We start from the raw sequence: 23,159 nt of genomic DNA on the forward strand, positions 1-23,159 counted from the left end.
TAAAAATAAAGTACACTAAAGACAGATATTGGAAAAGTCCTTGACTCAAGGACTAAATGTTATATTTTTCTAAATCGCTAATATAGTGGATATTTTAGGATAAAAATCGTAGAACTTCTTCTTCAGAAATGGTTTAAAAAATAGATTTTTTACAATAATAAGTATAGGCAATAGTGTATAGTAAATCTTTAATATAAAGGAGGTCAATATATTGAAAAAAATATTAATAACTGGCGCATTAGGTCAAATAGGTTCAGAATTGACAATGAACATGAGGAAAATCTATGGCAATGATAATGTAATTGCCAGTAGTAGAAGAAGACAAGAAAATGAGGTAGTAGAAAGTGGACCTTTTGAAATTGTAGATGTTACTAACCCACAACATCTTGTGGATGCAGTAAAAAAGCATAAGCCAGATACTATTATTAATCTTGCTGCTATTTTATCAGCCAATGGAGAAAATAATCCATCGGCAGCATGGAATATAAATATGAATGGTCTATATAATATTTTAGAAGTTGCTAGAGAAAATCAATGTGCTGTTTGCACCCCAAGCTCTATCGCAGTTTTTGGTCCTAGTACACCAAAGGATAATACTCCTCAGGATACATTGATGCGTCCAACCACCATGTATGGTGTAACAAAGGTGGCAGGGGAACTTCTTTGTGATTATTACTTTAAAAAGTTCAATGTGGACACTAGAGGTGTTCGTTTTCCAGGATTAATCTCTAATGTTGCATTACCTGGAGGCGGAACCACTGATTATGCTGTGCATATTTACTATGAAGCCCTAAAAAATAAGAAATACACCTGCTTTTTACAAAAGGGCACCTATATGGATATGATGTATATGCCAGATGCACTAGATGCTATTATTAATCTAATGGAGGCTGACCCAACTAAGTTAGTCCATAGGAATGCCTTTAATGTTACTGCTATGAGCTTTGATCCCGAAGGCATTGCTGCAGAGATTAAAAAGCATATTCCAGAGTTCACCATAGATTATAATGTAAATCAAGACATACAAAACATAGCAGACTCATGGCCCAATTCATTGGATGATAGTGAAGCAAGAGAGCAATGGGGCTGGAATCCAAAATATGATTTAACAGCTATGACGAAGGATATGTTAGATACGTTAAGCAAAAAACTTAATATTCAGTATTAATTAAACAAAGTCCTCCTTTTAAATATAGGGAGGACTTTGTTTAAATATTCTAAAAAATTTCCTTTACTTTTGGTTAAATTTTTTATACAATACGTTACAAATTAACTTAATAGATACTAGGATATAGGAGGGACTGTTGTGACCATAACAGTAAGGGATATTTTAAATCTACCAATTTTTAAAAATGTTACTATTATCGCAGGGAAGAATGGTTTAGATAAAAGGATAAAACGAATAAGTGTTTTTGATATATTTACCTATGATGATGATCCTCAGCACCTATCAAAGGAGGGGGACTTTTATCTTTCGGGTTTTTATGACATAAGAAATTCCATTGAAAATCAGATACAAGCTATCAATATTATGATAAAAGCTGGATCCTGTGCCTTATGTCTCATTGATTCCTTTGTTGGAGAAATCCACCAGGAGGTGAAGAAGGTAGCTGATGACAATGACTACCCTATTCTAGTAATAAGTGGTGAAATTCCCTACTCGGAGATAATTATGGATGTGATGGAGGCCATTATTGAAGACAATCTTGATACTATCAAAAGTTTAGAGATTGAACATATGCTAAAGGAAAGCTTTAATAAAAATGCATTGCTGGAAAAAGCTTATCAAATCAACGAAAACTTTGAAAAAAATGTAATAATTTTATTTTACAGTGATTATGCCATTACAAAGAGGTATATAGAAAGGATAAAGGATTCCTATGTAGGGCATAAGGAATGGACGATTCTTAAGTTTAGAAAGGGTATTTTATTTATCATTACAAGTAATAAAAGGACATATGAAGATATAAGTTGTACTTTGAACTATGCTATAAAGACATTGGGGAAAGATAGTACCACCTACAAAATTGGGATTAGCAACTATCATTTAGGCTTAGATAAACTAAATACAGCTCTTCAAGAGGCGGTTTTTTCTTGTGATTTAGCAAAAATTATGGATCAAAAGGTTGTCTACTACAATAAGCTAGGTATTTATAAATTTTTAACACCATTAAGACATAATCCTGCCATAAAGAACTTTCATGATGAGATACTCCAGCCTATCATAAGCTATGATGAGAAGAATAAAAGCAATCTCTTGGAAACTGCAGTGGCTTTTATAGATAACGATACAGATGTTAAAAAAACCGCACAAGTACTATTTCAGCACGAAAATACTATACGATATAGAATTATGAAAATCAAAGAAATTTTTGATAAAGAAAATATACAGGGGAATTTTATTGAACAATTATCAGTAGCTATCAAAATTAACAAACTATACTAAATAAAACAATTCAATAACACAATTTAAATATACATGCGAATGGATAAATAATAGCTAAAATAAACCAAATTATTTATAAACATTCGTTGTTTTTTTGTCTAAAATAAAATTCAATACATTGGAAACACAGGGATTGTAATATTTACAAAAACCATACCCTCTGTTTATAGATATTACAAAGGAAGAATAAAGTTTCTTAGAGAATGTATAAATAAAAGTTATTCGAATTTTTAAAAATAATTTAGGAGGTTAAAGAATGAAAAAGCAAAGCTGGAAAAGAAAACTATCTATTTTTTTATTGATAGGCATTTTAATTTTATCGGGATTTTTAATGACTGCCTGTGGAGGAGGACAACAAACGGCCCAAGGGGAAGAGGGTCAGCCAAGAATAGCTTTTTATGCTACGGCTAATGAACCAATCTTAGATTTTGATCCAAGTGTAGAATTTTCTAATGGTATTGTTGTGCTACACAATATTTATGAGACCCTATTAAAATATGAAGCATTAGAAGATAAAGTTGTTCCTGTTTTGGCTACGGATTATTCTGTTAGCGAAGATGGATTAATATGGGAATTTAATATAAGAGAAGGGGTAAAGTTCCATGATGGCAGTGACTTAAACGCTGAAGCTGTAAAGCTGTCTATAGAAAGAACCATCAATATGGATCAAGGGGCTGCTTATATTTGGCATCCAGTGGAGGAGATTAATGTAGTAGATACGTACAAGGTAGAATTTAAGCTCTCCTATCCAGCACCTTTAGATTTAATTGCCAGTGCTGGGTATGCAGGATTTATTATGTCACCAGCAGCAACGGAAGAAGCCAGTAATTGGTTTGCTCAAGGCAATACAGCTGGAACAGGTCCCTACACCATAGATAGTTTTAAGATGGGGGAAGAAGTTGTACTAAAGGTTTTTGAAGATTATTGGAAGGGATGGGAAGGCAACTACTTTGATAAAGTCTTCTTTAAAAGGGTGGCAGAAGCATCCTCTAGAAGATTATTGCTAGAAAGAGGAGAAGTTGATTTCGTCAGTATGCTTCCCTATGAGGATTTAGAGGTGTTAAAAAACAATCCAAATCTAGACCTTATTGTAGGACCTTCTTATCAGAATTTGTTCTTCAAATTTAATACTGAAAAAGAGCCTTTAAACAATAAATTGGTTCGCCAAGCTATATCCTATGCATTCCCCTATGGGGACGTAATGGAATATGCAGTAGGTGGCTATGCAACCCAAGCTAGAGGTGCTGTTCCTTTAGGACATTGGGGTCATGGAGAAGATTTATATCAATATGAGCATAATATCGAGAAGGCCAAAGCCTTATTAAAGGAGGCAGGCTATGAAGATGGTGGATTCACCATTACTATAACCTATGCAGCTGGAGATGAGACGCAAAAAAACGCAGCTGAACTATTTATGGCTGAATTAGATAAGCTAAATATAAACCTAGAAATTCGTGGAATGCCTTGGGAAAGTCAATGGGAGCTTTCTAGAAGCAGTTCCCTTGATAGAAGACAGGATATTCTAGTGATGTACTGGTGGCCAGATTTTGCCAGTCCCTATGGATGGTTATATTCTATGTTCCATACAGAGGAGGACATATTATTTAATCTAGCTTATTGGAGCAATGAAGAATTTGACAACCTCATTGATGAAGCTAATGTTATAAGTAGTACCGATAGAGATAGGGCAGAAGAGATGTTTATAGAGGCTCAAAAGATTTTGGTTGAAGAAGCACCTTCTATTTTTGTCTACGATATGCAATATGCTTGGATTGCTAACAAAACCTTTAAAGGGGTAAAAAACAATCCAGTTTATCCAAATGTTGTATTTTTCCATGAAACCTATAGACAACAATAAGAAGTTTAAGACAGACTTTTAGGCGGTGATATATTGAAATCATTAATCATCAAACGACTTTTATCAGGAATACTGGTTTTATTAGGTGTAATTGTTATCACATTTACCATTACGAGAATGATACCCTCCAACCCTGCAGCTCAATGGGTTGGCCCAAGGGCTACAGCTGAACAAATTCAAAGGGCGGAGATTGAACTAGGCTTAGATCAACCCTTATATATACAGTTTGGAAGGTATGTAAGGGACTTGCTTAGAGGAAATCTTGGAAACTCCTTAAGGTCTCATCAGCCTATAATAAAAGAATTAAAGGCATACTTGCCAGCCACCATAGAATTGGTTTTAATTTCTACTATTGCTGCTGTTTTTGTAGGCATACCTTTAGGTCTATTATCTGCCAAGATGAAGGATAGATGGTCAGACCACCTCATCCGCTTTTTTTCAGTGGGTGGGGTATCTCTCCCCATCTTTTGGGTTGCCCTGTTCCTTCAATTAATCTTCTATAGAGGGTTAGGTCTTTTGCCCTTAGGGGGGCAACTAAGTATACAAACAAAGCTTTTATATGATGTGCCCCATGTGACTGGTTTTCTAATATTTGATAGTTTAATTACTTGGAATATCCCGGTTTTAAAGGATGCACTTCTTCATATGGTTCTACCAGGAATTACGGTGGCGCTTTATCCTATAGCTTTAGTGGCTAGGATGACAAGGTCTGCCTTACTGGAAATATTAAGTGAAGATTATATTCGAGCTGCTAGATCCTATGGCTTACCTGAAAGAATTGTTACATGGTCCTATGCTTTAAAAAATTCCTTAGGGCCTACGGCCACAGTAGTCACCTTATCGATAGGGTATACATTGGTAAATACTTTTTTGATAGAAGCTATTTTTAGCTGGCCTGGTATCGGAAGTTACATTGCATCGGCGGTGACTAGTTTGGATTATCCAGCCATCATGGGAGTTACTATTTTTTCGGCAGTTGCCTATGTTGTATTAAATCTTGTGGCAGATATCATTATCGCACTAGATCCCCGAATCCGGGTTTAGGAGGAGGCGTGACATGTTAAATAAAGCAATATCTTTAAAAACCCTTCAGCCTAAAATGAAGGAATTAAAATTTTCCATATACCTATTAAATAGAAATCGATTAACCCAAGCAGCTTTTATTGCCGTTATCCTTTTAATTGTTGTTGCCCTTGTAGCTCCCTATATTGTTCCCTATCCCACCCATATTGCTAGAGAGAACAATCCTCAGGATAAGCTAATGGCTCCTTCTTCAAATTATTGGTTTGGAACCGATGAGCTAGGGAGGGATATATTCAGTAGAGTGCTTTATGGAACAAGAATATCTTTGCAGACGGCTCTATTGGCAGTAGGATTAGCCCTATTAATAGGTGTCCCCCTTGGAGCTGTAGCAGGAACAATAGGCGGCTACGTGGATGAAATTTTAATGAGGATTACAGATGTTTTTTTAAGCTTTCCGCCTCTTTTGTTAGCCATTGCTATATCAGCCTTTTTAGGTCCCAGTTTAAGAAATGCTATGTTGGCCATCGCCATATCTTGGTGGCCTTGGTATGCAAGACTGGTGAGGGGTCAAGCTATTTCAATAAAGGAACGTCAGTTTGTGCGGGCTGCAAAGGCTATAGGTAGCTCCACCAGTAAAATTATATTTCAACACGTAGTACCTAACTGTATATCACCTATTATTGTACAGGCATCTATGGATATAGGAGGAGTTATTTTAACGATAGCATCCTTAAGCTTTTTAGGTCTAGGAGCCCAAGCACCTACACCAGAATGGGGGTTAATGGTAAGTACCAGTAGAAATTATTTTTTAAATGCATGGTGGTATAGTATTTTTCCTGGACTGGCGATATTTATAACAGTTTTAGCCTTTAATTTATTAGGAGATGGACTTAGAGAGATTTTAGATCCAAAGACTAGAAAGAATTAGGAGTTGTTTCTATGAGTCATTATTTTGAAATCCAAAATTTAAAAGTAAATTTTAACAGCTATGAGGGGAAAAAGAATATTTTAGATATAGATCATTTGGCTATAGAAAAGGGTAAAACTTTTGGATTGGTAGGGGAGAGTGGATCAGGAAAAACAGTTCTAGCTCTTACTATTCTCAATCTATTGTCCCAGCCCCCAGGTGAGATAGAAGCTGGTAAGATCATCTTTAATGGGGAAAATCTTTTAGACAAGAAAGAATCATTTATGCAAAGGATACGGGGAAAAAAAATTTCCATGATTTTTCAGGATCCCATGTCCACATTAAACCCTGTATTTACAATAGGGGAACAGTTAATAAGGGTTATTGTACATAACCAAACTATTGGAAGGAAGGCTGCTGAAAAAAAGGCACTAGAAATGATAGAGCTAGTTAAACTTCCTGATGCCAAAAACATGCTTAAAAAATATCCCCATGAGCTAAGTGGTGGTCAGCGACAAAGGATAATTATTGCCATGGCCCTATCCTGTGGCGCAGAATTTATTATAGCCGATGAACCTACTAGAAACCTTGATGTGACTATCCAAGCTGGAATATTAAAGTTAATCAAGGAACTACAAAGGGAGTTACAAGTAACGGTTCTATTTATAGCAAACAATCCCACTTTAATACCAGCTATTTGTGATGAGGTAGGTATATTATTTGAAGGAAAAATTGTTGAAAAGGGTGGTATTAAAGAGGTGCTTCACAACCCCAAGCATCCTTATACAATAGCTATGCTAAATGCTATACCTAAAAGTAAACAGGAAAAAGGGGGTGTTTCCCATCAACGATAATCTTTTAGAGGTAAAGGAGCTAAAAAAATACTTTCCAATTCGAGAAGGCTTTTTTTCAAAACCAGTAGCATGGGTAAAGGCTGTTGACAAAGTATCCTTTCAAATTAAAAAGGGAGAAACGCTAGGAATTGTAGGGGAATCTGGATGTGGCAAAACAACCCTTATTAATACTATCTTAAGGTTAGAGGAACCCACCGAAGGAGAAGTAATTTTTAATGGACAAAACATCTTTGAATTAGATAAAGATTCCCTTAGAAAAATCAGAAAAAATATTCAAGTAGTTTTTCAGGATCCATTCTGGTCTTTAAATCCAAGATTTTTAATTAAAGATATTATTGGTGAACCCATTAGGGTCCATGAAAATGTGGGGGAAGAGGAATTTATAGAAAAAGTTCAAAATTTATTACAGCTGGTGGGCTTGCCTGCAAATAGTGTTTATAAGTATCCCCATGAATTTAGCGGAGGACAAAGACAACGGATTGCCATTGCTAGGGCACTGGCTCTCCACCCAAAACTTGTGATTTTAGATGAACCCACCTCATCCATTGATTTGGTTTCTCAAGCCTCTGTTTTAAAATTATTGGAAGAATTGAAGAAGGAACTGAGCTTAACCTATATATTAATATCCCATGACTTAAGTGTTGTTCATAATATGGCAGATAAAATTATTGTTATGTATTTAGGAAAAATTGTAGAGTATGGTGAGGCCCATGAGGTATTTAGAAATCCTCAACACCCCTACACCCAAGCCTTATTTGCAGCCATTCCTGATATTTATACAGAGGGAATGGAGGGTATGAAGATTTTAGAAGGAAATGTTCCCAGTCCTATTAATCCACCGAAGGGATGTTACTTCCATACCCGCTGTCCCCATGCTATGGAAATATGCAAAGAAATAGAACCACTCCCTGTGGTGGAAACTGAAAAACAACATATGGTCACCTGCCATTTAATACAGAAAAAAGCAAATCTTTAAAAATATAGCCTAGAACATAAGGGAAGGAGATTACACTATGAAAAAATTAACGAAAACTGATTTGTATGATATTCTTTATGGATGCACTATATTAGGAACAGGAGGTGGTGGAGAGCTGCAAAGAGGTCTTGAAATGATTGATGAAGCCCTAGAAGCAGGAAAAGACTTCGTTTTAGTGGATTTAGATGAGCTTGAAGAGGATGCTTATATAGGAACCCCCTATATGTGTGGTTCTGTTTCTCCTAAAGATGAGAAGGATGTTATAAATTTACCCCAAATAGAAAAAGCACCAGCAGTAAAAGCATTTCAAGTAATGGAAAAGTATTTTGGTAAAAGCTTTACGGGTGTTATTGCTACAGAGTTGGGGGGCTCAAATACAGCTGTAGCCTTTTACGTGGCTGCCATGATGGGTAAATACATTATTGATGGAGATCCAGCGGGCCGTTCTGTACCTGAATTACAACACTCCACCTATTTTTTAAAGGACCTACCTATTGCTCCCATAACAGTAGCTAATGAATTTGGTGATGTGGCCATTATAGAAAATGCAGTAGATGATTTTAGAGCAGAGGCTCTTGTTCGCTCTATGGCTATTGTAAGCAACAATTCTGTAGCTGTTGTAGATCATCCTGCTACTAAAAAACAATTGGAGGATGCTATTATAAAAGGCTCGGTTTCCTATGCATTAAAGCTTGGAAGAGCTTTTAGATTAGCTAAGGAAAACAATGAAGATCCAGCTAAAGCAGTAGTAGAAGCAGGAGAAGGAAAAATTCTGTTCAAAGGTGCTGTAGCAGATTATAATTGGGAAACAGCCAATGGATTTACCTTTGGCAATACTTTGATTGAAGGAAAAGAAGGGTATGAGGGGTCTATTTATAAGATATGGTATAAAAATGAAAATATTATTTCTTGGAAGGATAACGTTATCCATGCAACTGTTCCAGATCTTATTAGTATTATCCGAGATGATACAGGAGAGCCTGTTACCAACCCTTACTTTGAAGTAGGCATGCCAGTAACAGTAATAGCCCTGCCATCACCAGCCGAGTGGACGACAGAAAGGGGTCTAGAGGTGTTTGGACCAAAGCACTTTGGATATGATATAGAGTTTAAAAGTATTATAAAAGAGAATGAATGTGAAACAGCATAGTGAAATCCCTGTAGCCAGCTGAAACACAGGGGAATTAGTAGGAGGGTTCTATGCCCTGAAAAGAAAGTCCCAACAAAAATTGTTTCAATATAAATAAAAAATCTGGGTTTTTGTCCTCAATTCTAAAAAATCCCCTATAGAGTAGACGAATAAAAAAATCTATCCTAATAGGGGATCTTTATAACTAATAGGAAATTATGAACATCCCTAATTTGGGGATAGCTTTAAACGTAAGTTACATCAATTCCTTCAATTTATGTTTTAAACAAAAGAATTGATTTGACTTCTGCAATTTGTTACCTGTTTAGTTGTTTTATTTAAAGTCATCTTTTAAACATTTTAAAGGAAGACTTTTTTTATTATTGGCTATGCTAAACTTTATTGTTGATTTTAGACTGAATTGTAATTTTAGTATAAGCTGTAGAGGTTTGTCATCCTTTGTTATCACTCAAGATGACTGGACCCTAGCATTTCCATATTTTTTTAAATATCAACATTTACCATGAACAGAGGCTTATTATTAAATATAGGAATAAACCAATAATAACTAAGAAAAAAGTGGATAACTTTACTTTTTTTCTATTTAATAGGAATATTTAAGTAGTAATTCCAATAATCTATACTTGAAAGATAAGTTATGCTATAATTGCATTATAGCAAAATAATGTACTCTTAATAGTAACTTGATTAATCCCACCATCTATAGTATTTCAATAAAATATCCTTTGGAAAAGACTTGAAACAGAATTTACATCCCATGGAAGATACAGGATGGGAGAGTTATGTTTTCAAATACCAAAATACGATAAAAAATCTTACAGCTAGGCTTAGCGATTTAATCCCCCAAAATACCTATAAACACCATGTAACATTTTACCATCATAGAAAATAAAAATTTTAATAAGTTTTTCTGTAAATTAATAAGAATTTCATATATAATGGTATTGTATACAAGATACATTATCTTATATAATGTATCTATAAGTAAATATAATATTTTTTTAATACAATATAAAAGGAGGCTATCACATGGCTAGAAACATGAAAACAATGGATGGTAACGCTGCAGCAGCATATGTATCCTATGCTTTTACAGATGTAGCAGCTATCTATCCTATCACACCTTCATCTAATATGGCTGAAAATGTTGATGAATGGAGTGCTGAGGGACAAAAGAATATTTTTGGACAAACTGTAAAGGTTGTAGAAATGCAATCAGAGGCTGGAGCTGCAGGTGCTGTACACGGTTCCTTAGCAGCAGGGGCTTTAACAACTACTTTTACTGCATCTCAAGGCTTGCTTTTAATGATTCCTAATATGTATAAAATAGCTGGTGAATTATTGCCGGGGGTGTTCCATGTAAGTGCTAGAGCACTGGCTGGACATGCATTATCTATCTTCGGAGATCACTCTGATGTTATGGCTACTAGACAAACAGGATGTGCTATGCTGGCATCTGGTAGTGTACAAGAGGTTATGGACTTAGCAGGGGTTGCCCACTTAACTGCTATTAAAGGAAGAGTGCCATTTGTACATTTCTTTGACGGATTTAGAACATCCCATGAAATGCAAAAAATCGAAGTGATTGAATATGATGAATTTGCTAGATTAGTAGATAGGGATGCTATTAAAGCCTTCAGAGATAGAGCTTTAAGTCCAGAGCATCCAGTGCTTAGAGGAACAGCTCAAAACCCAGATGTTTTCTTCCAAGCTAAGGAAGCTGCCAACAAGTACTATGATGCTATTCCTGATATGGTGGCAGACTACATGAAGGAAATTTCCAACATTACTGGTAGGGAATATAAACCATTTAATTACTATGGAGCAGAAGATGCAGAATATGTAATAATAGCTATGGGTTCTGTAACTGATACAATTGAAGAAACAATTGATTACTTATTGGCAAAAGGAGAAAAGGTAGGGGTAGTAAAAGTCCACTTATATAGACCTTTCTCAGAAAAATACTTCTTTGACGTATTACCTAAAACAGTAAAGAGAATTGCTGTATTAGATAGAAATAAAGAGCCAGGTGCTACTGGAGAACCATTATATCAAGATATTAGAAATATTTTCTTTGATAAGGAAACTAGACCAATGATTATTGGTGGTAGATATGGTCTTGGTTCTAAAGATACAGTACCAGCTCAAATCCTAGCTGTATATGCTAACCTTAAAGCAGATGCTCCTAAAAATCAATTCAATGTTGGTATCGTAGATGATGTAACTTACACATCTTTAGATGTTACAGAGAAGGTTTCAACAGCACCAAAAGGAACCATCAGATGTAAGTTCTGGGGATTAGGTTCTGACGGTACAGTAGGAGCAAACAAAGAGGCTATTAAAATCATCGGAGATAATACTGACATGTATGCTCAAGCTTATTTCTCCTATGACTCTAAAAAATCCGGTGGTGTTACTATATCCCACCTACGCTTTGGTAAGAAGCCTATTAAATCCACATACTTAATTGATGAAGCAGACTTTATTGCCTGTCATAACCAAGCCTATGTAAATCAGTATAATGTGTTAAAGGGCTTGAAAAAGGGTGGAACCTTCTTATTAAACTGCATGTGGTCTCCAGAGGAATTAGAAGAGAAACTACCTGCATCTATGAAAAAATATATTGCTGAAAATGATATTAGTTTCTACACCCTAAATGGTACAGAAATCGCTAGAGAAATTGGTTTAGGTGGAAGAATTAATATGGTTATGCAAGCTGCTTTCTTTAAGCTAGCGGAAGTTATTCCTGTAGATGATGCAGTAAGCTATCTAAAGGATGCTATTGTGCATGCCTATGGAAGTAAGGGTGAAAAGATTGTTGCTATGAACCATGAAGCTGTTGACCGTGGTGTAGATGCCCTTGTAAAAATTGATGTACCTGAAAGCTGGAAGGGTGTGGCTGAAGAAACAGCAGCTGCAATAGAAGAGCCAGATTTCATTAAAAATATATTAAGACCTATGAATGCTCAAGAAGGAGATAATCTACCTGTAAGTGCCTTTGTTGGTGCAGAAGATGGAACCTTCCCATTGGGAACAAGTGCTTACGAAAAGCGTGGTATTGCTGTTATGGTTCCTGAATGGATTGCAGAAAATTGTATCCAATGTAATCAATGTTCCTTCGTATGTCCTCATGCGGCAATTAGACCAATTTTAGCCAACGAAGAGGAAATGAAAAATGCACCAGAAACCTTTAAAACATTAAAGGCTATGGGTAAAGAGTTCGAAGGATTACAATACCGTATGCAGGTAGCTCCACTAGATTGTACAGGTTGTGGAAACTGTGCCGATATCTGTCCTTCTAAAAACAAGGCTTTAGAAATGAAATTAGTTGAGCCACAATTAGAGATTGAAAAACCAAACTGGGATTATGCTGTAACTGTTACAGATAAATCTCATTTAACCAATATAGAAACCGTAAAAGGCAGCCAATTTGCTATGCCATACTTTGAGTTCTCTGGTGCTTGTGCAGGTTGTGGTGAGACACCTTATGTTAAGACCATTACACAATTATTTGGTGATAGAATGATGATTGCCAATGCCACAGGATGTTCTTCTATCTATGGTGGTAGTGCTCCATCTGTACCATACTGTAAAAACGCTGAAGGAAAAGGTCCAGCTTGGGCAAACTCTCTATTCGAAGACAATGCTGAGTTTGGATATGGTATGATGCTTGCATCAAAACAAATTAGAGCTAGAATTGAAGATTTAATGAAGGAAGCTTTAGCTTTAGACATTAATGCTGAGTTAAAGGCTGCCTTCCAAGAGTGGATTGATGGTAAAGATGACGGTAAAGCTTCTAAAGCTGCTACTTATAAGATTCTTCCATTAATTAAAGCTGAAGCAGGTAATGCTATTGTTGATGAAATCATTGAGAAAAAAGATTACTTAATTAAGCAATCTCAATGGATTTTCGGTGGAGACGGTTGGGCTTATGACATCGGATACGGTGGATTAGACCATGTACTGGCTTCAGGAGAAGATGTAAATATTCTTGTAATGGATACAGAAGTGTACTCCAATACAGGTGGTCAATCTTCTAAAGCTTCTCCAACAGCAGCTATTGCTAAATTTGCAGCTGCTGGTAAGAGAACCAAGAAGAAGGATTTAGGTATGATGGCTATGAGCTATGGTTATGTATACGTTGCCCAAGTATCTATGGGTGCCGATAAAAACCAATTGATGAAGGCTATTAAAGAAGCAGAAGCCTATAATGGACCTTCCTTAATTATTGCTTATGCACCATGTATTGCCCATGGAATTGGTGCTGGAATGGGTAAAACTCAAGAACAAGCTAAAAAGGCAGTAGAGTCTGGATACTGGCATCTATATAGATACAATCCAGTATTAAAGGATGAAGGTAAGAATCCATTCACATTAGATTCTAAAGAGCCTAAAACATCATTTAGAGACTTCCTAATGAGTGAAGTAAGATATGCTTCTCTATTGAAGTCCTTCCCAGAGGTAGCTGAAGGTTTATTTGCTAAATCAGAGGAAGATGCTAAAGAAAGATACGAGAACTATAAGAGATTAGCACAATAATATAAAAAAGGAACCCCCAGTGGGTTCCTTTTTTAGGTGGAGGCTTAGGTTGAGGCTGAGAATTAGGATTAAGTTTTGGGGTTTTTAAAAGCTTATAACTTTTGAACATTAATAGTGACAATGAAGTTGTTCTTTCAGTATAGAATAAAGCTTAGAAAAACTAGACCTTAACCTCAACCTTTGCCTTAATTCAAGTTTCCTGCAAAGTGACAGGCCACATATTTTTCGTTGCCCATATCCCTGAGCTCAGGAGTCTGTTCGTTACAGATGTTCTGACGATGTCTACATCTACCATAGAATCTACAGCCTTTAGGAGGATTAATTGGGCTTGGCACATCCCCCTCTAATATAATTCTGTCTCTCTTTATATCTATCTGAGGTGCTGGAATAGCAGATAATAAAGCCTGGGTATAGGGATGAAGAGGGTTCTTAAAAATAGAATTATAGTTGGATAACTCTACAATTTTTCCTAGGTACATAACAGCAATTCTATCACTAACGTGTTTTATAACACTTAAATCGTGAGAAATAAATAAATAAGTTAAATGAAATTCCTTTTGTAATTGGCCCATTAAATTCAATATTTGTGCTTGTATAGAGACATCTAAAGCAGATACTGGTTCATCTTGAACGATAAACTTAGGATTTAGTGCCAAAGCTCTAGCGATGCCAATTCTTTGACGCCTTCCACCATCTAGCTCATGGGGATAGGTATTTACCAATCTCTCAGCCAAACCAACGATATCCATCAATTCTTTAACCCTTCTATTTATTTCAGGTTTTGTTTTATAAACCCTATTGATTTCCAAAGGCTCGGCAATGATTTGAGAAATACTCATCCTAGGGTTCAAGGATGCAAAGGGGTCCTGAAAGACGATTTGCATTTGTTTCCGCATTTCCCGCATTTGTTGTTTGTCATAACCTAAGATGTTTTTCCCTTCGAAGAGAATTTCACCATCGGTAGCCTCTAAAAGTCTTAAGATCACCCTACCGGTTGTAGACTTTCCGCATCCAGATTCTCCAACCAACCCCAAGGTTTCACCTTCATTTATATGGAAGTTAATATCATCTACAGCATGTAATAACCCTTTTTTTGTTTGAAAGTATTTCTTTAATCTTTTTACTTCAAGCAGTTTTTTTGACATTTTTCCACCACCTACTCTCAATTACTTTTCGAATAAAAGGCAAGAAACAAAGTGATCTTTGGCCACTTCAATGGATTTAGGTACTCTTTGAGAACAGACCTTTGTTACATTTGGGCATCTAGGATGGAAAGGACAACCACTAGGAAGATCTGTAGGATCAGGCATTAGACCCTTGATAGGCCGAAGGGACACCATATCCTCTTCAATATTTGGTATAGAATTAAATAAGCCAATAGTATAGGGGTGCTTTCGATTGGTGAATAAAGAGATTTTTTCCCCATATTCCACCACATTGCCTGCATACATAATAGCAACTTTATCACATATTTCTGCGACAATCCCTAAATCATGGGTAATCATAATCATGGAGGTTTGAAACTCTTCTTTAAGCTTTTTCATTAAGTTCAGTACCTGTGCCTGTATTGTTACATCCAGAGCAGTTGTAGGTTCATCTGCTATCAAAAGTCCTGGATTACAAGCAAGGGCTATAGCAATAACCACCCTTTGGCGCATACCACCACTGAATTGATGGGGATATTCCTTATGTCTTTCATTAGGAATGCCAACAGTTTTTAGCATTTCCTGTGCCTTAATGATAGCCTCTGCTGCACTAACCCTTTGATGAAGCTTAATTACCTCAGCAATTTGCTCCCCGATTGGCATAACAGGGTTGAGGGAGGTCATAGGATCTTGGAAAATCATAGATATTTTATTTCCACGAATCTTTCTAAGCTCTTGGGGAGACTTCCCTACAAGATTTTCACCTTCAAAAATGATAGATCCCTTGATGATTTTACCCGGTGGATTTGGTATTAACCCCATAATACCTAAAGCTGTGGTGGTTTTGCCAGCACCAGTTTCACCCACAAGGCCTAAAGTTTCCCCTCTACTGATTTCTAAATTCATATTTTCAACGGCACGAACTATACCTTCATCAGTAATATATTGGATACTTAAATCCTTTATTTCTAGTAGTTTTTGATTTTTCATCACTTTGTTACCCTCCTAATTAGTTTTTCAATCTAGGGTCTAAAGCATCCCTTAAGCCGTCTCCAAAAAGGTTGAGACCAAATATAGTTATCATGATGGCCAAGCCAGGGAAGGTGGCGATGTGCCAATGATCACGAATATAATGTCTTCCTGCTGATAACATAGCTCCCCATTCAGGCTTGGGAGGTTGAATACCCAAACCAATAAAGCTTAACCCCGCTGCTGATAGTATGGCTCCAGCCACCCCAAGGGTTGCCTGTACAATAATTGGGGCCATAGCATTGGGAAGAATATGTTTTATGATAATTCTAAAGTCATTAGCACCAATGGCTTGGGCAGCCTCAATAAATTCCTCATCCTTAATGGTTAGTACAGAGGCTCTAACGATACGGGCATAGGAGGGGATGGAAGCGATACCAACGGCTATCATAACATTTACTAAATTTGCTCCTAAGGCAGCTACGATAGAAATAGCCAATAGGATACTGGGGATTGCCAGTAGAACATCCATAATTCGCATGATAATATTATCTAATCTTCTACCATAATAGCCTGCAATAGCTCCTAAAGATCCACCTGTGATAGCAGCAATACCTACGGCAATGAAGCCTACCTGAAGGGAAATTCTTGATCCATAAATAATTCTACTGAGAATATCTCTCCCTAAGTGGTCTGTACCTAAAATATGGTCTTTGCCAGGAGGAATAAATCTTCTATGTAAATCTTGATCATCATAGCCCTCAGGGGCAATAAGGTCTGCAAAAACAGCAGAAAATATTAAGACACCAATAATGAATAAACCAACCATTGCAGCTTTATTTTGCTTTAATCTTCGCCATACCTCTGTCCATTGGCTTCGTTTCTTTTTAACTACTTTCATGTCATTCTGTGGTACCTTTGAATTTATGGTTGACTTTATATTGGTCATAAAACTACCTCCTTTTATCCTTTAAATATCGACATCTTACTTGTATTGGGACTTTATTCTTGGGTCTAGGAATCCATACAATATATCAACTATAAGATTGACAATACTAAAGGTTAAAGCTATAAATAAAACCCCTCCCTGTACTACAGGAAAGTTTCTTGCATTAATGGAATCAACCATCAATCTTCCAACGCCAGAAATGCCAAAAATAGATTCTGTGAGCACTGCGCCTCCTAATAAATATCCAAATTGAAGACCAATAACAGTTACTATTGGAATAAGTGCGTTTTTAAGGGCATGTCTATTGATAACAACAGACTCTACCTGTCCCTTTGCTCTAGCAGTTCTAATATAATCCTGACGGATAACCTCCAGCATACTGGAACGGGTCATCCGAGTAATAATAGCTGCAGAACTGGTTCCTAGGGTCAAAGCTGGCAAAATCATTTCTCTATAGGATGAAAAACCAGAGGGAGGCAGCCACCCTAAATGAACAGAAAACAACAAAATCAACATCATACCTTGCCAGAAATTTGGCATAGACACCCCCAACAAAGCAGCCACCATCGAAACATTATCAAAGACTGAGTACTGTCTTGTAGCAGAAATAATTCCAGTTGGAATACCTAGTACAACTGCAACAATAATACCTAATGTAGCTAATTTTAATGTATTAGGAAAACGACTTAAAATTTCATCCATAACTGGACGTTTAGAAGTATAAGAGCGGCCTATATCCTGATGAACCACTAAATTTTTTACAAATCTACCATACTGAATAAAAAAAGGGTCATTTAATCCCAATTCCTCTCTAAACCTTTCTACATCCTCTGGTGCAACAGATTCTCCCAGCATAATTCTTGCAGGATCTCCGGGGGTAATGTACATCATAGTAAAGACAATAAAGGATACTCCAAGCATGACAGGGAGCAGCATAAGCAAACGCCGAAGTACATATCTATGCATGATAAACCTCCTTTTCTATGATAAAATAATAGAGGATACTGCATTATGAAATATAGTGTCATATTTTATATGACACTATATTTGACAAATAAGCACTAACTATTAAATAAGGATATTAGTAGATTTTATTCAAAGTATACAGTCCATAGCTCATGATGTCCTGCGGGATGGTTTTTGAAGCCCTTGACATTATTTCGAATACCTGTAAGCTCTTCTCCAGTCCATGTGAAAATCCAAGGAGCTTCATTACGAACAATTTCTTGTACCTCCATGTAAGCAGCCTCTCTAGTAGCAGGGTCAACATTTACTCTTGCTAAATCCAGCAATTCATCAACCCGTTCGTTGGTATAGAAGGTTCTATTACCAGCGTCCCCATGGGTTTTTGAATGGAACAAAGGATATAGACCATAATCTGGATCGCCTGTAACTGTTACCCAGCCAAGAATAAACATATCATGCTCTCCAGCAGCAGTAGCCTCTAGATAAGCACCCCAATCCATAATGCTTACCTCAGCCTCTATATTGATATCCTTTAATTGATTCTGTAAAATTTCAGCGATATCTATCCGCTGTTGATTTTGATTGGTCCAGATTGTTGTTTTAAAGCCGTCTTCCAATCCCGCTTCCTTCATTAATTCTTTAGCTTTTTCAACATCATAACCATAGGACTTTAGGTTTTGATTAGAAGCCCAAACGTTTCCTCCTAGAGGACCCCTTGATGGTTCACCAGTACCTAGATATACCACCTCTACAATAAGGTCCATATCTACAGCATAATTAATAGCCTGACGGACTCTAACATCATTAAATGGTTCTTTTCCAGCGTTGAAACCAACATAAGTAGTAGCTAGGTTCATATCCCTAACCATTTCTAAGTCAGAATGATTTGCAACTCTATCTACATCAGTGGCAATGATATCATAAGCGATATCTATACCTTCAGTTTCCAGCTCGATGGTTCTATTTCCATCTTCAGCAATAGCTTTAAAGATTACCTTTTCAATTTTAGCTTTGTTGGATTCGTCATAGTAATCCTCAAATCTAACGAGTTCAATGGTTTCTCCAACAACCCAATTTTCTAATTTGTAGGGACCAGTACCTACTGGATACTGGCTGTAATCCTCGCCAGCTTCGGTAACAGCCTTTTCATTTAAGATACCAGTAGCTGTATGAGCCAAATGAGCTAGTAATGGTGCAAAGGGCTCATTAGTTGCTATTCTAATGGTATAGGGATCAATTACCACAATACCATCTGGGTTAATGGCCCCCACAATATGGGATACATGGGAGGAGCCCAGGGCTCTTTTTAATGTAAAGGCAACATCATCGGCAGTTAGCTCTTCACCATTATGAAACTTAACTCCTTGCCTTAGCTTAAATTCAAAGGTTAGTTCGTCAATTGCCTCCCAGCTTTCAGCCAAGCCAGGTTGTAATTCCATATCTTCATTTTGATTGACTAATGTACTATAAATTTGTCTCATAACTCTAGATGATGCTTGATCATTGTTTGCATGAGGATCTAATACTACTGCATCAGATCGTTGGGCAATAATCAGAGGCTTTGTTTCTACAGGTGCATCCTCAGATTTACCACCACACCCAGTAACTATTAATGTAATAACCATTAGCAAGGCTGTAAAAATAATCAAGTTTTTTTTCTTCATCATAAAAATTCCCCCTTTAAACATTAATATATTTTTTAGGCCAATAGGAAATTATAAGTTTTGTACAATTGTAGAGAACTGATAATTTCCGTAATTGGTTTTAAATAAGCAGATGACCCAAATTTTCAAGTTGGAGTCAGCCCCTTACTTGTAAAGATAAATAAAGTAAAGCTTGTAATATTTTTATGTCCAAAGGGGAGATTATAGAATAAAAATTAAAAACAGATTTTATAGATGCTTATAAATTCTTTCCTTAAATATTTTTTGAAAAAGCCTTCAAAAACCTCATCCAACAAAGCTCTATATCCTTAAATAATAAATAAAAACATTATTAAATAGGGGATTAGTTATTAAGGGCTATTGTCCAAGGTGTTTATCGAAACAAGTAGAAAAAGCCATGGAAAATGGCTATAAAAATTTCCATTTACACACAAAATTATTGAATTTAACGTATAATAAAAATAACACAGTAATTAAAGTAATAGGTCAATAAAGGAGGGAAGGGATATATGCTAGGTTTGACTTTGGAGGGTGGTGGATCAAAGGGAGCTTATCAGATAGGGGCGTGGCAGGCTTTTAGGGAGTTAGGCATAGAATTCCAAGGAATTACCGGAACATCGGTAGGAGCTTTAAATGGAGCCCTAATGATTCAGGAGGACTTTGAAAACGCCTATGACCTATGGAGCAACATCACCCCCCACATGGTAATGGATATAGATGATAGAATTTATGAAATGCTTTCAGGACATCAGTTGAATGCCGCCAATATACATATTATCCTAGAAGAAATAGGGAGATTTATTAAGGGCTTTGGTTTTGATACAAAACCTTTAGAAAAATTAGTGCACCAAACAATGGATGAAGAAAGAATTAGGCGATGCAGGAAGGACTTTGGATTCGTAACCGTCTCCTTAACGGAGTTTAAGCCTTTAGAAATTTTCAAAGAAGAAGTTCCACTAGGTAAAATGGCAGATTATCTCATAGCATCCTCTTATCTTCCCATTTTCAAATCAAAAAAATTAGATGGGAAGAAGTTTTTAGATGGAAGCTTTTACAACAACCTACCAATAGATATGTTATATAATAGAGGCTACAAAAAAATTATTGCTGTCCGTCTGTTAAGCAGAGGTAGAATTAAAAAAATAGAGAAGGAAGACTTAGAGGTTATCTATATACAACCTACTCAGGATTTAGGTAATATTTTAGATTTTACCCAAAATCGATCCCATTATAATATGAAGTTGGGGTATTTCGATACCCTGAGGGTGTTTAAACAATTAATGGGTAAAAGGTATTATATCAAGGAAGGGATTAAAGAAGAAGAGGCACTAAAGCTATTAATGAACTTGGAGGAGGAAGCTATTAAATCGTTGGGGAAGCTATATGGTCTATCTCCCCATAAAGGTACTAATAGGTTGCTTCTTGAAGACATTGTGCCTAAATGGATAGGATTAATGGGATTAGAAGAGGATTGTAAATATAAGGATGTTATTGTGGGTCTAGTGGAGGCTATAGGAGATTATAACAAAGTAGATCCTTTTCATATTTATACTCTGCCTGAGCTATTAGGAAAGGGCTTTAATGCTTATGGACATAGGGATGAAATAGAGGAGGATAGAGGTAGAAGTGTGCTTTTTAAAAAAGAACTTTTATTAAAACTCAATAAAGACAAATTATTAGAGGAGACAATAAAAGTTGTTTTGAAATATCATCACAATCTTAAATTATAGGCAAGAAAAATTAAACAAAGCAAGTTCAAACCCATATTTTATCTTCTGGGCATTTCAAGTTTTAATTAAGTTCCATTATAACAAAAGGAGGGATGGAGGATGGATATTTTAAGTATATTTACTACACTTTTTACCATTACAACGATATTAGTTAGCATATTAATCATACTGGACAATCGTAATCCCTCTAGAACGGTGGCATGGCTTTTGGCTTTGATTTTCCTTCCAGTTGTGGGTATGTTTTTATATTTATATATAGGACAAAACCATAGGAAAAAGAAAACATTTATTAAAAAACGAAAGCAGGATTACAAGGTGGTTCATAGCTTGCTACAGCATCAGCTTATTTTCACAGGATATGGAGAATTTCTGAAAAAAAATTTTTTAGACACCCGTGGTAAGGTAGCACCCCTTTTAATAAACAACTCCGAGGCACCTATGACAATAAACAATGAAGCCACTGTACTAATTAATGGCTATGAAACCTTTAGAGAAATGCTAAAGGCAATTAACAAAGCAGAACATCACATTCACATGGAATATTTTATTATAAAGGACAGTGATATAGGAAGAAGGTTCCAGCGGGCTTTAATCAGAAAGGCTAAGGAGGGGATAGAGGTACGGGTGATTTATGATGCCGTCGGTTGCTGGAAGCTAAAGGAGGAATTTTTAAAGCCTCTTAGGGAGGCTGGGGTAAAATTAAAAATTTTTCTACCGGTTACGTTGCCTTTTTTTGGAAGTAGATTAAACTATAGGAATCATAGAAAAATCCTTGTGGTCGATGGAAGGGTTGGCTTTGTTGGAGGACTAAATATAGGGGATGAATATCTTGGAAAAAAGAAAAAAATGGGGTTTTGGAGGGATACTCATCTAAAGATCCGAGGGGAAGGGGTATATCTACTTCAGGTAATTTTTTTAAGGGACTGGTTTTTTGTGGAGGGAGAAGAATTGGAAAGTCCTATTTACTTTCCTAAGCAGGGGATTTGCGGTCAGCAGATGATACAAATTACCTCCAGTGGACCTGATTCCTATTGGAATTCTATCCATCAAGCCTATTTTGCAGCTATCGCCTCAGCTAATAAAAAAGTCTACATCACTACCCCTTACTTAGTTCCTGATGAAAGTATATTAATGGCACTAAAGACCGCTGCTATTCGAGGAATTGATGTAAGGATTTTGTTACCAGGAAGGCCTGATCATCGAACAGTTTTTTGGGCATCAAAATCCCATTTTGAGGAATTATTGGAGGCAGGTGTTAAAATTTATCAATATCAAAAAGGCTTTGTCCACAGCAAGATATTTATTGTTGATGATAACTTTGCATCCATTGGTACTGCCAACTTAGACATTCGTAGTCTTCAATTAAACTTTGAAGTTAATGCTTTTTTATATGACGAAGCTATTGTTAAAACACTAAAAACCTGCTTTTATCAAGATATTAACCACAGCAAGGAAATTATACTAGAGGAGTACAATAAAAGGCCCTTTAGTCATCGGGCCAAGGAATCAATTGCTAGATTATTTTCCCCAATACTGTAGGACAGTTGACTAGGTCAACTGCCTTAGATCAACCTAAAAAACCGCCAAAGGCGGTTTTTCTGTTACTCTACAGTAATTTCTTTATTGTTTTCCCATACACCATGGATGTTACAGTAACTAACAGCATAGATGGTACCAGATTTATTTAATTTAACCTTTGTTGCGCCGGCAGGCTCAGAGAAATTGCCACCTTCACCATGGGCAGTAAATTTAAACTCAGCTAATTCAACTGGGAATTTACCCCCATCTTGGAAAAAGAAGACTTTCACCCAAGAAATATAATGCTCTAAAGTATTAGGATGAGGGATTTCATCGCCAATAGACACTCTTAAATCAAAGGTTTCCCCGGCTTTTACTTTTTCTGGGGCATGGATAACAGGAACGTGTTTTTCACCCTTCCAATCTCCTGATTGTAAAAATTCACCAAAGCTTTTCATAAAATGA

At 36.3% G+C, this 23,159-nt stretch carries 17 protein-coding genes; 11 read left to right on the forward strand and 6 right to left on the reverse strand.

The window, feature by feature from the left end:
- Positions 1-211 precede the first annotated feature (211 nt).
- The 9 genes from BLS22_RS10100 to nifJ all read left to right on the forward strand — a co-directional run bounded on the left by BLS22_RS10100 (position 212) and on the right by nifJ (position 13,753).
- A complete protein-coding gene (locus BLS22_RS10100) occupies positions 212-1,168 on the forward strand; it encodes an L-threonine 3-dehydrogenase (protein ID WP_090553633.1) in 957 nt (318 codons plus the stop codon).
- Positions 1,169-1,306: 138 nt separating this feature from the next.
- Positions 1,307-2,446, forward strand: a complete 1,140-nt coding sequence (locus tag BLS22_RS10105) for a PucR family transcriptional regulator (protein WP_090553634.1) — start codon at positions 1,307-1,309, stop codon at positions 2,444-2,446.
- A 256-nt stretch (positions 2,447-2,702) separates the two neighbouring features.
- On the forward strand, positions 2,703-4,304 hold the full coding sequence (locus BLS22_RS10110; protein WP_090553635.1) for an ABC transporter substrate-binding protein: 1,602 nt from the start codon (positions 2,703-2,705) through the stop codon (positions 4,302-4,304).
- Positions 4,305-4,337: 33 nt separating this feature from the next.
- Positions 4,338-5,348 (forward strand): ABC transporter permease, encoded by a 1,011-nt coding sequence (locus tag BLS22_RS10115; protein ID WP_090553636.1) that lies wholly within the window; start codon positions 4,338-4,340, stop codon positions 5,346-5,348.
- A gap of 13 nt (positions 5,349-5,361) precedes the next feature.
- Positions 5,362-6,255, forward strand: coding sequence for a nickel transporter permease (gene nikC, locus BLS22_RS10120; protein ID WP_090553637.1), 894 nt, complete (start codon positions 5,362-5,364; stop codon positions 6,253-6,255).
- 11 nt (positions 6,256-6,266) lie between these two features.
- Positions 6,267-7,088 carry an ABC transporter ATP-binding protein gene (locus tag BLS22_RS10125; RefSeq protein ID WP_090553638.1) on the forward strand — a complete coding sequence of 274 codons (822 nt, stop codon included), beginning with the start codon at positions 6,267-6,269 and terminating at the stop codon, positions 7,086-7,088.
- Positions 7,069-8,064 (forward strand): ABC transporter ATP-binding protein, encoded by a 996-nt coding sequence (locus tag BLS22_RS10130; protein ID WP_330386508.1) that lies wholly within the window; start codon positions 7,069-7,071, stop codon positions 8,062-8,064. Before BLS22_RS10125 ends, BLS22_RS10130 begins: the two co-directional genes overlap by 20 nt.
- Positions 8,065-8,101: 37 nt before the next feature.
- Entirely contained in the window at positions 8,102-9,214 is a 1,113-nt protein-coding gene (locus BLS22_RS10135; protein WP_090553639.1) for a DUF917 domain-containing protein, read from the forward strand.
- A gap of 1,029 nt (positions 9,215-10,243) precedes the next feature.
- Positions 10,244-13,753, forward strand: coding sequence for a pyruvate:ferredoxin (flavodoxin) oxidoreductase (nifJ, locus tag BLS22_RS10140; protein ID WP_090553640.1), 3,510 nt, complete (start codon positions 10,244-10,246; stop codon positions 13,751-13,753).
- 185 nt (positions 13,754-13,938) lie between these two features.
- Here nifJ and BLS22_RS10145 read toward each other — a convergent pair whose 3' ends face one another.
- The 5 genes from BLS22_RS10145 to BLS22_RS10165 form a co-directional block, all read right to left on the reverse strand.
- On the reverse strand, positions 13,939-14,898 hold the full coding sequence (locus BLS22_RS10145; RefSeq protein ID WP_090553641.1) for an ABC transporter ATP-binding protein: 960 nt from the start codon (positions 14,896-14,898) through the stop codon (positions 13,939-13,941).
- A 21-nt stretch (positions 14,899-14,919) separates the two neighbouring features.
- Positions 14,920-15,888: an ABC transporter ATP-binding protein gene (locus tag BLS22_RS10150; protein WP_090553642.1), complete on the reverse strand. Its 969-nt coding sequence runs from the start codon at positions 15,886-15,888 to the stop codon at positions 14,920-14,922.
- 19 nt (positions 15,889-15,907) lie between these two features.
- Positions 15,908-16,816 (reverse strand): ABC transporter permease, encoded by a 909-nt coding sequence (locus BLS22_RS10155; protein WP_090553643.1) that lies wholly within the window; start codon positions 16,814-16,816, stop codon positions 15,908-15,910.
- A gap of 36 nt (positions 16,817-16,852) precedes the next feature.
- Complete coding sequence (nikB, locus tag BLS22_RS10160; RefSeq protein ID WP_090553644.1) at positions 16,853-17,782, reverse strand: nickel ABC transporter permease; 930 nt, start codon at positions 17,780-17,782, stop codon at positions 16,853-16,855.
- Positions 17,783-17,907: 125 nt separating this feature from the next.
- Complete coding sequence (locus tag BLS22_RS10165) at positions 17,908-19,449, reverse strand: glutathione ABC transporter substrate-binding protein (protein WP_090553645.1); 1,542 nt, start codon at positions 19,447-19,449, stop codon at positions 17,908-17,910.
- Positions 19,450-19,955: 506 nt separating this feature from the next.
- Here BLS22_RS10165 and BLS22_RS10170 point away from each other — a divergent pair.
- On the forward strand, positions 19,956-21,176 hold the full coding sequence (locus BLS22_RS10170; RefSeq protein ID WP_090553646.1) for a patatin-like phospholipase family protein: 1,221 nt from the start codon (positions 19,956-19,958) through the stop codon (positions 21,174-21,176).
- Between the two features lie 99 nt (positions 21,177-21,275).
- A complete protein-coding gene (cls, locus tag BLS22_RS10175; RefSeq protein WP_090553647.1) occupies positions 21,276-22,715 on the forward strand; it encodes a cardiolipin synthase in 1,440 nt (479 codons plus the stop codon).
- A gap of 62 nt (positions 22,716-22,777) precedes the next feature.
- On the opposite strand, the gene BLS22_RS10180 is transcribed toward cls, so the two are convergent.
- Positions 22,778-23,152 (reverse strand): class II SORL domain-containing protein, encoded by a 375-nt coding sequence (locus BLS22_RS10180; protein ID WP_090553648.1) that lies wholly within the window; start codon positions 23,150-23,152, stop codon positions 22,778-22,780.
- Positions 23,153-23,159 lie beyond the last annotated feature (7 nt).

It is taken from the genome of Natronincola ferrireducens, from assembly GCF_900100845.1.
Lineage (GTDB): Bacteria > Bacillota > Clostridia > Peptostreptococcales > Natronincolaceae > Natronincola_B > Natronincola_B ferrireducens.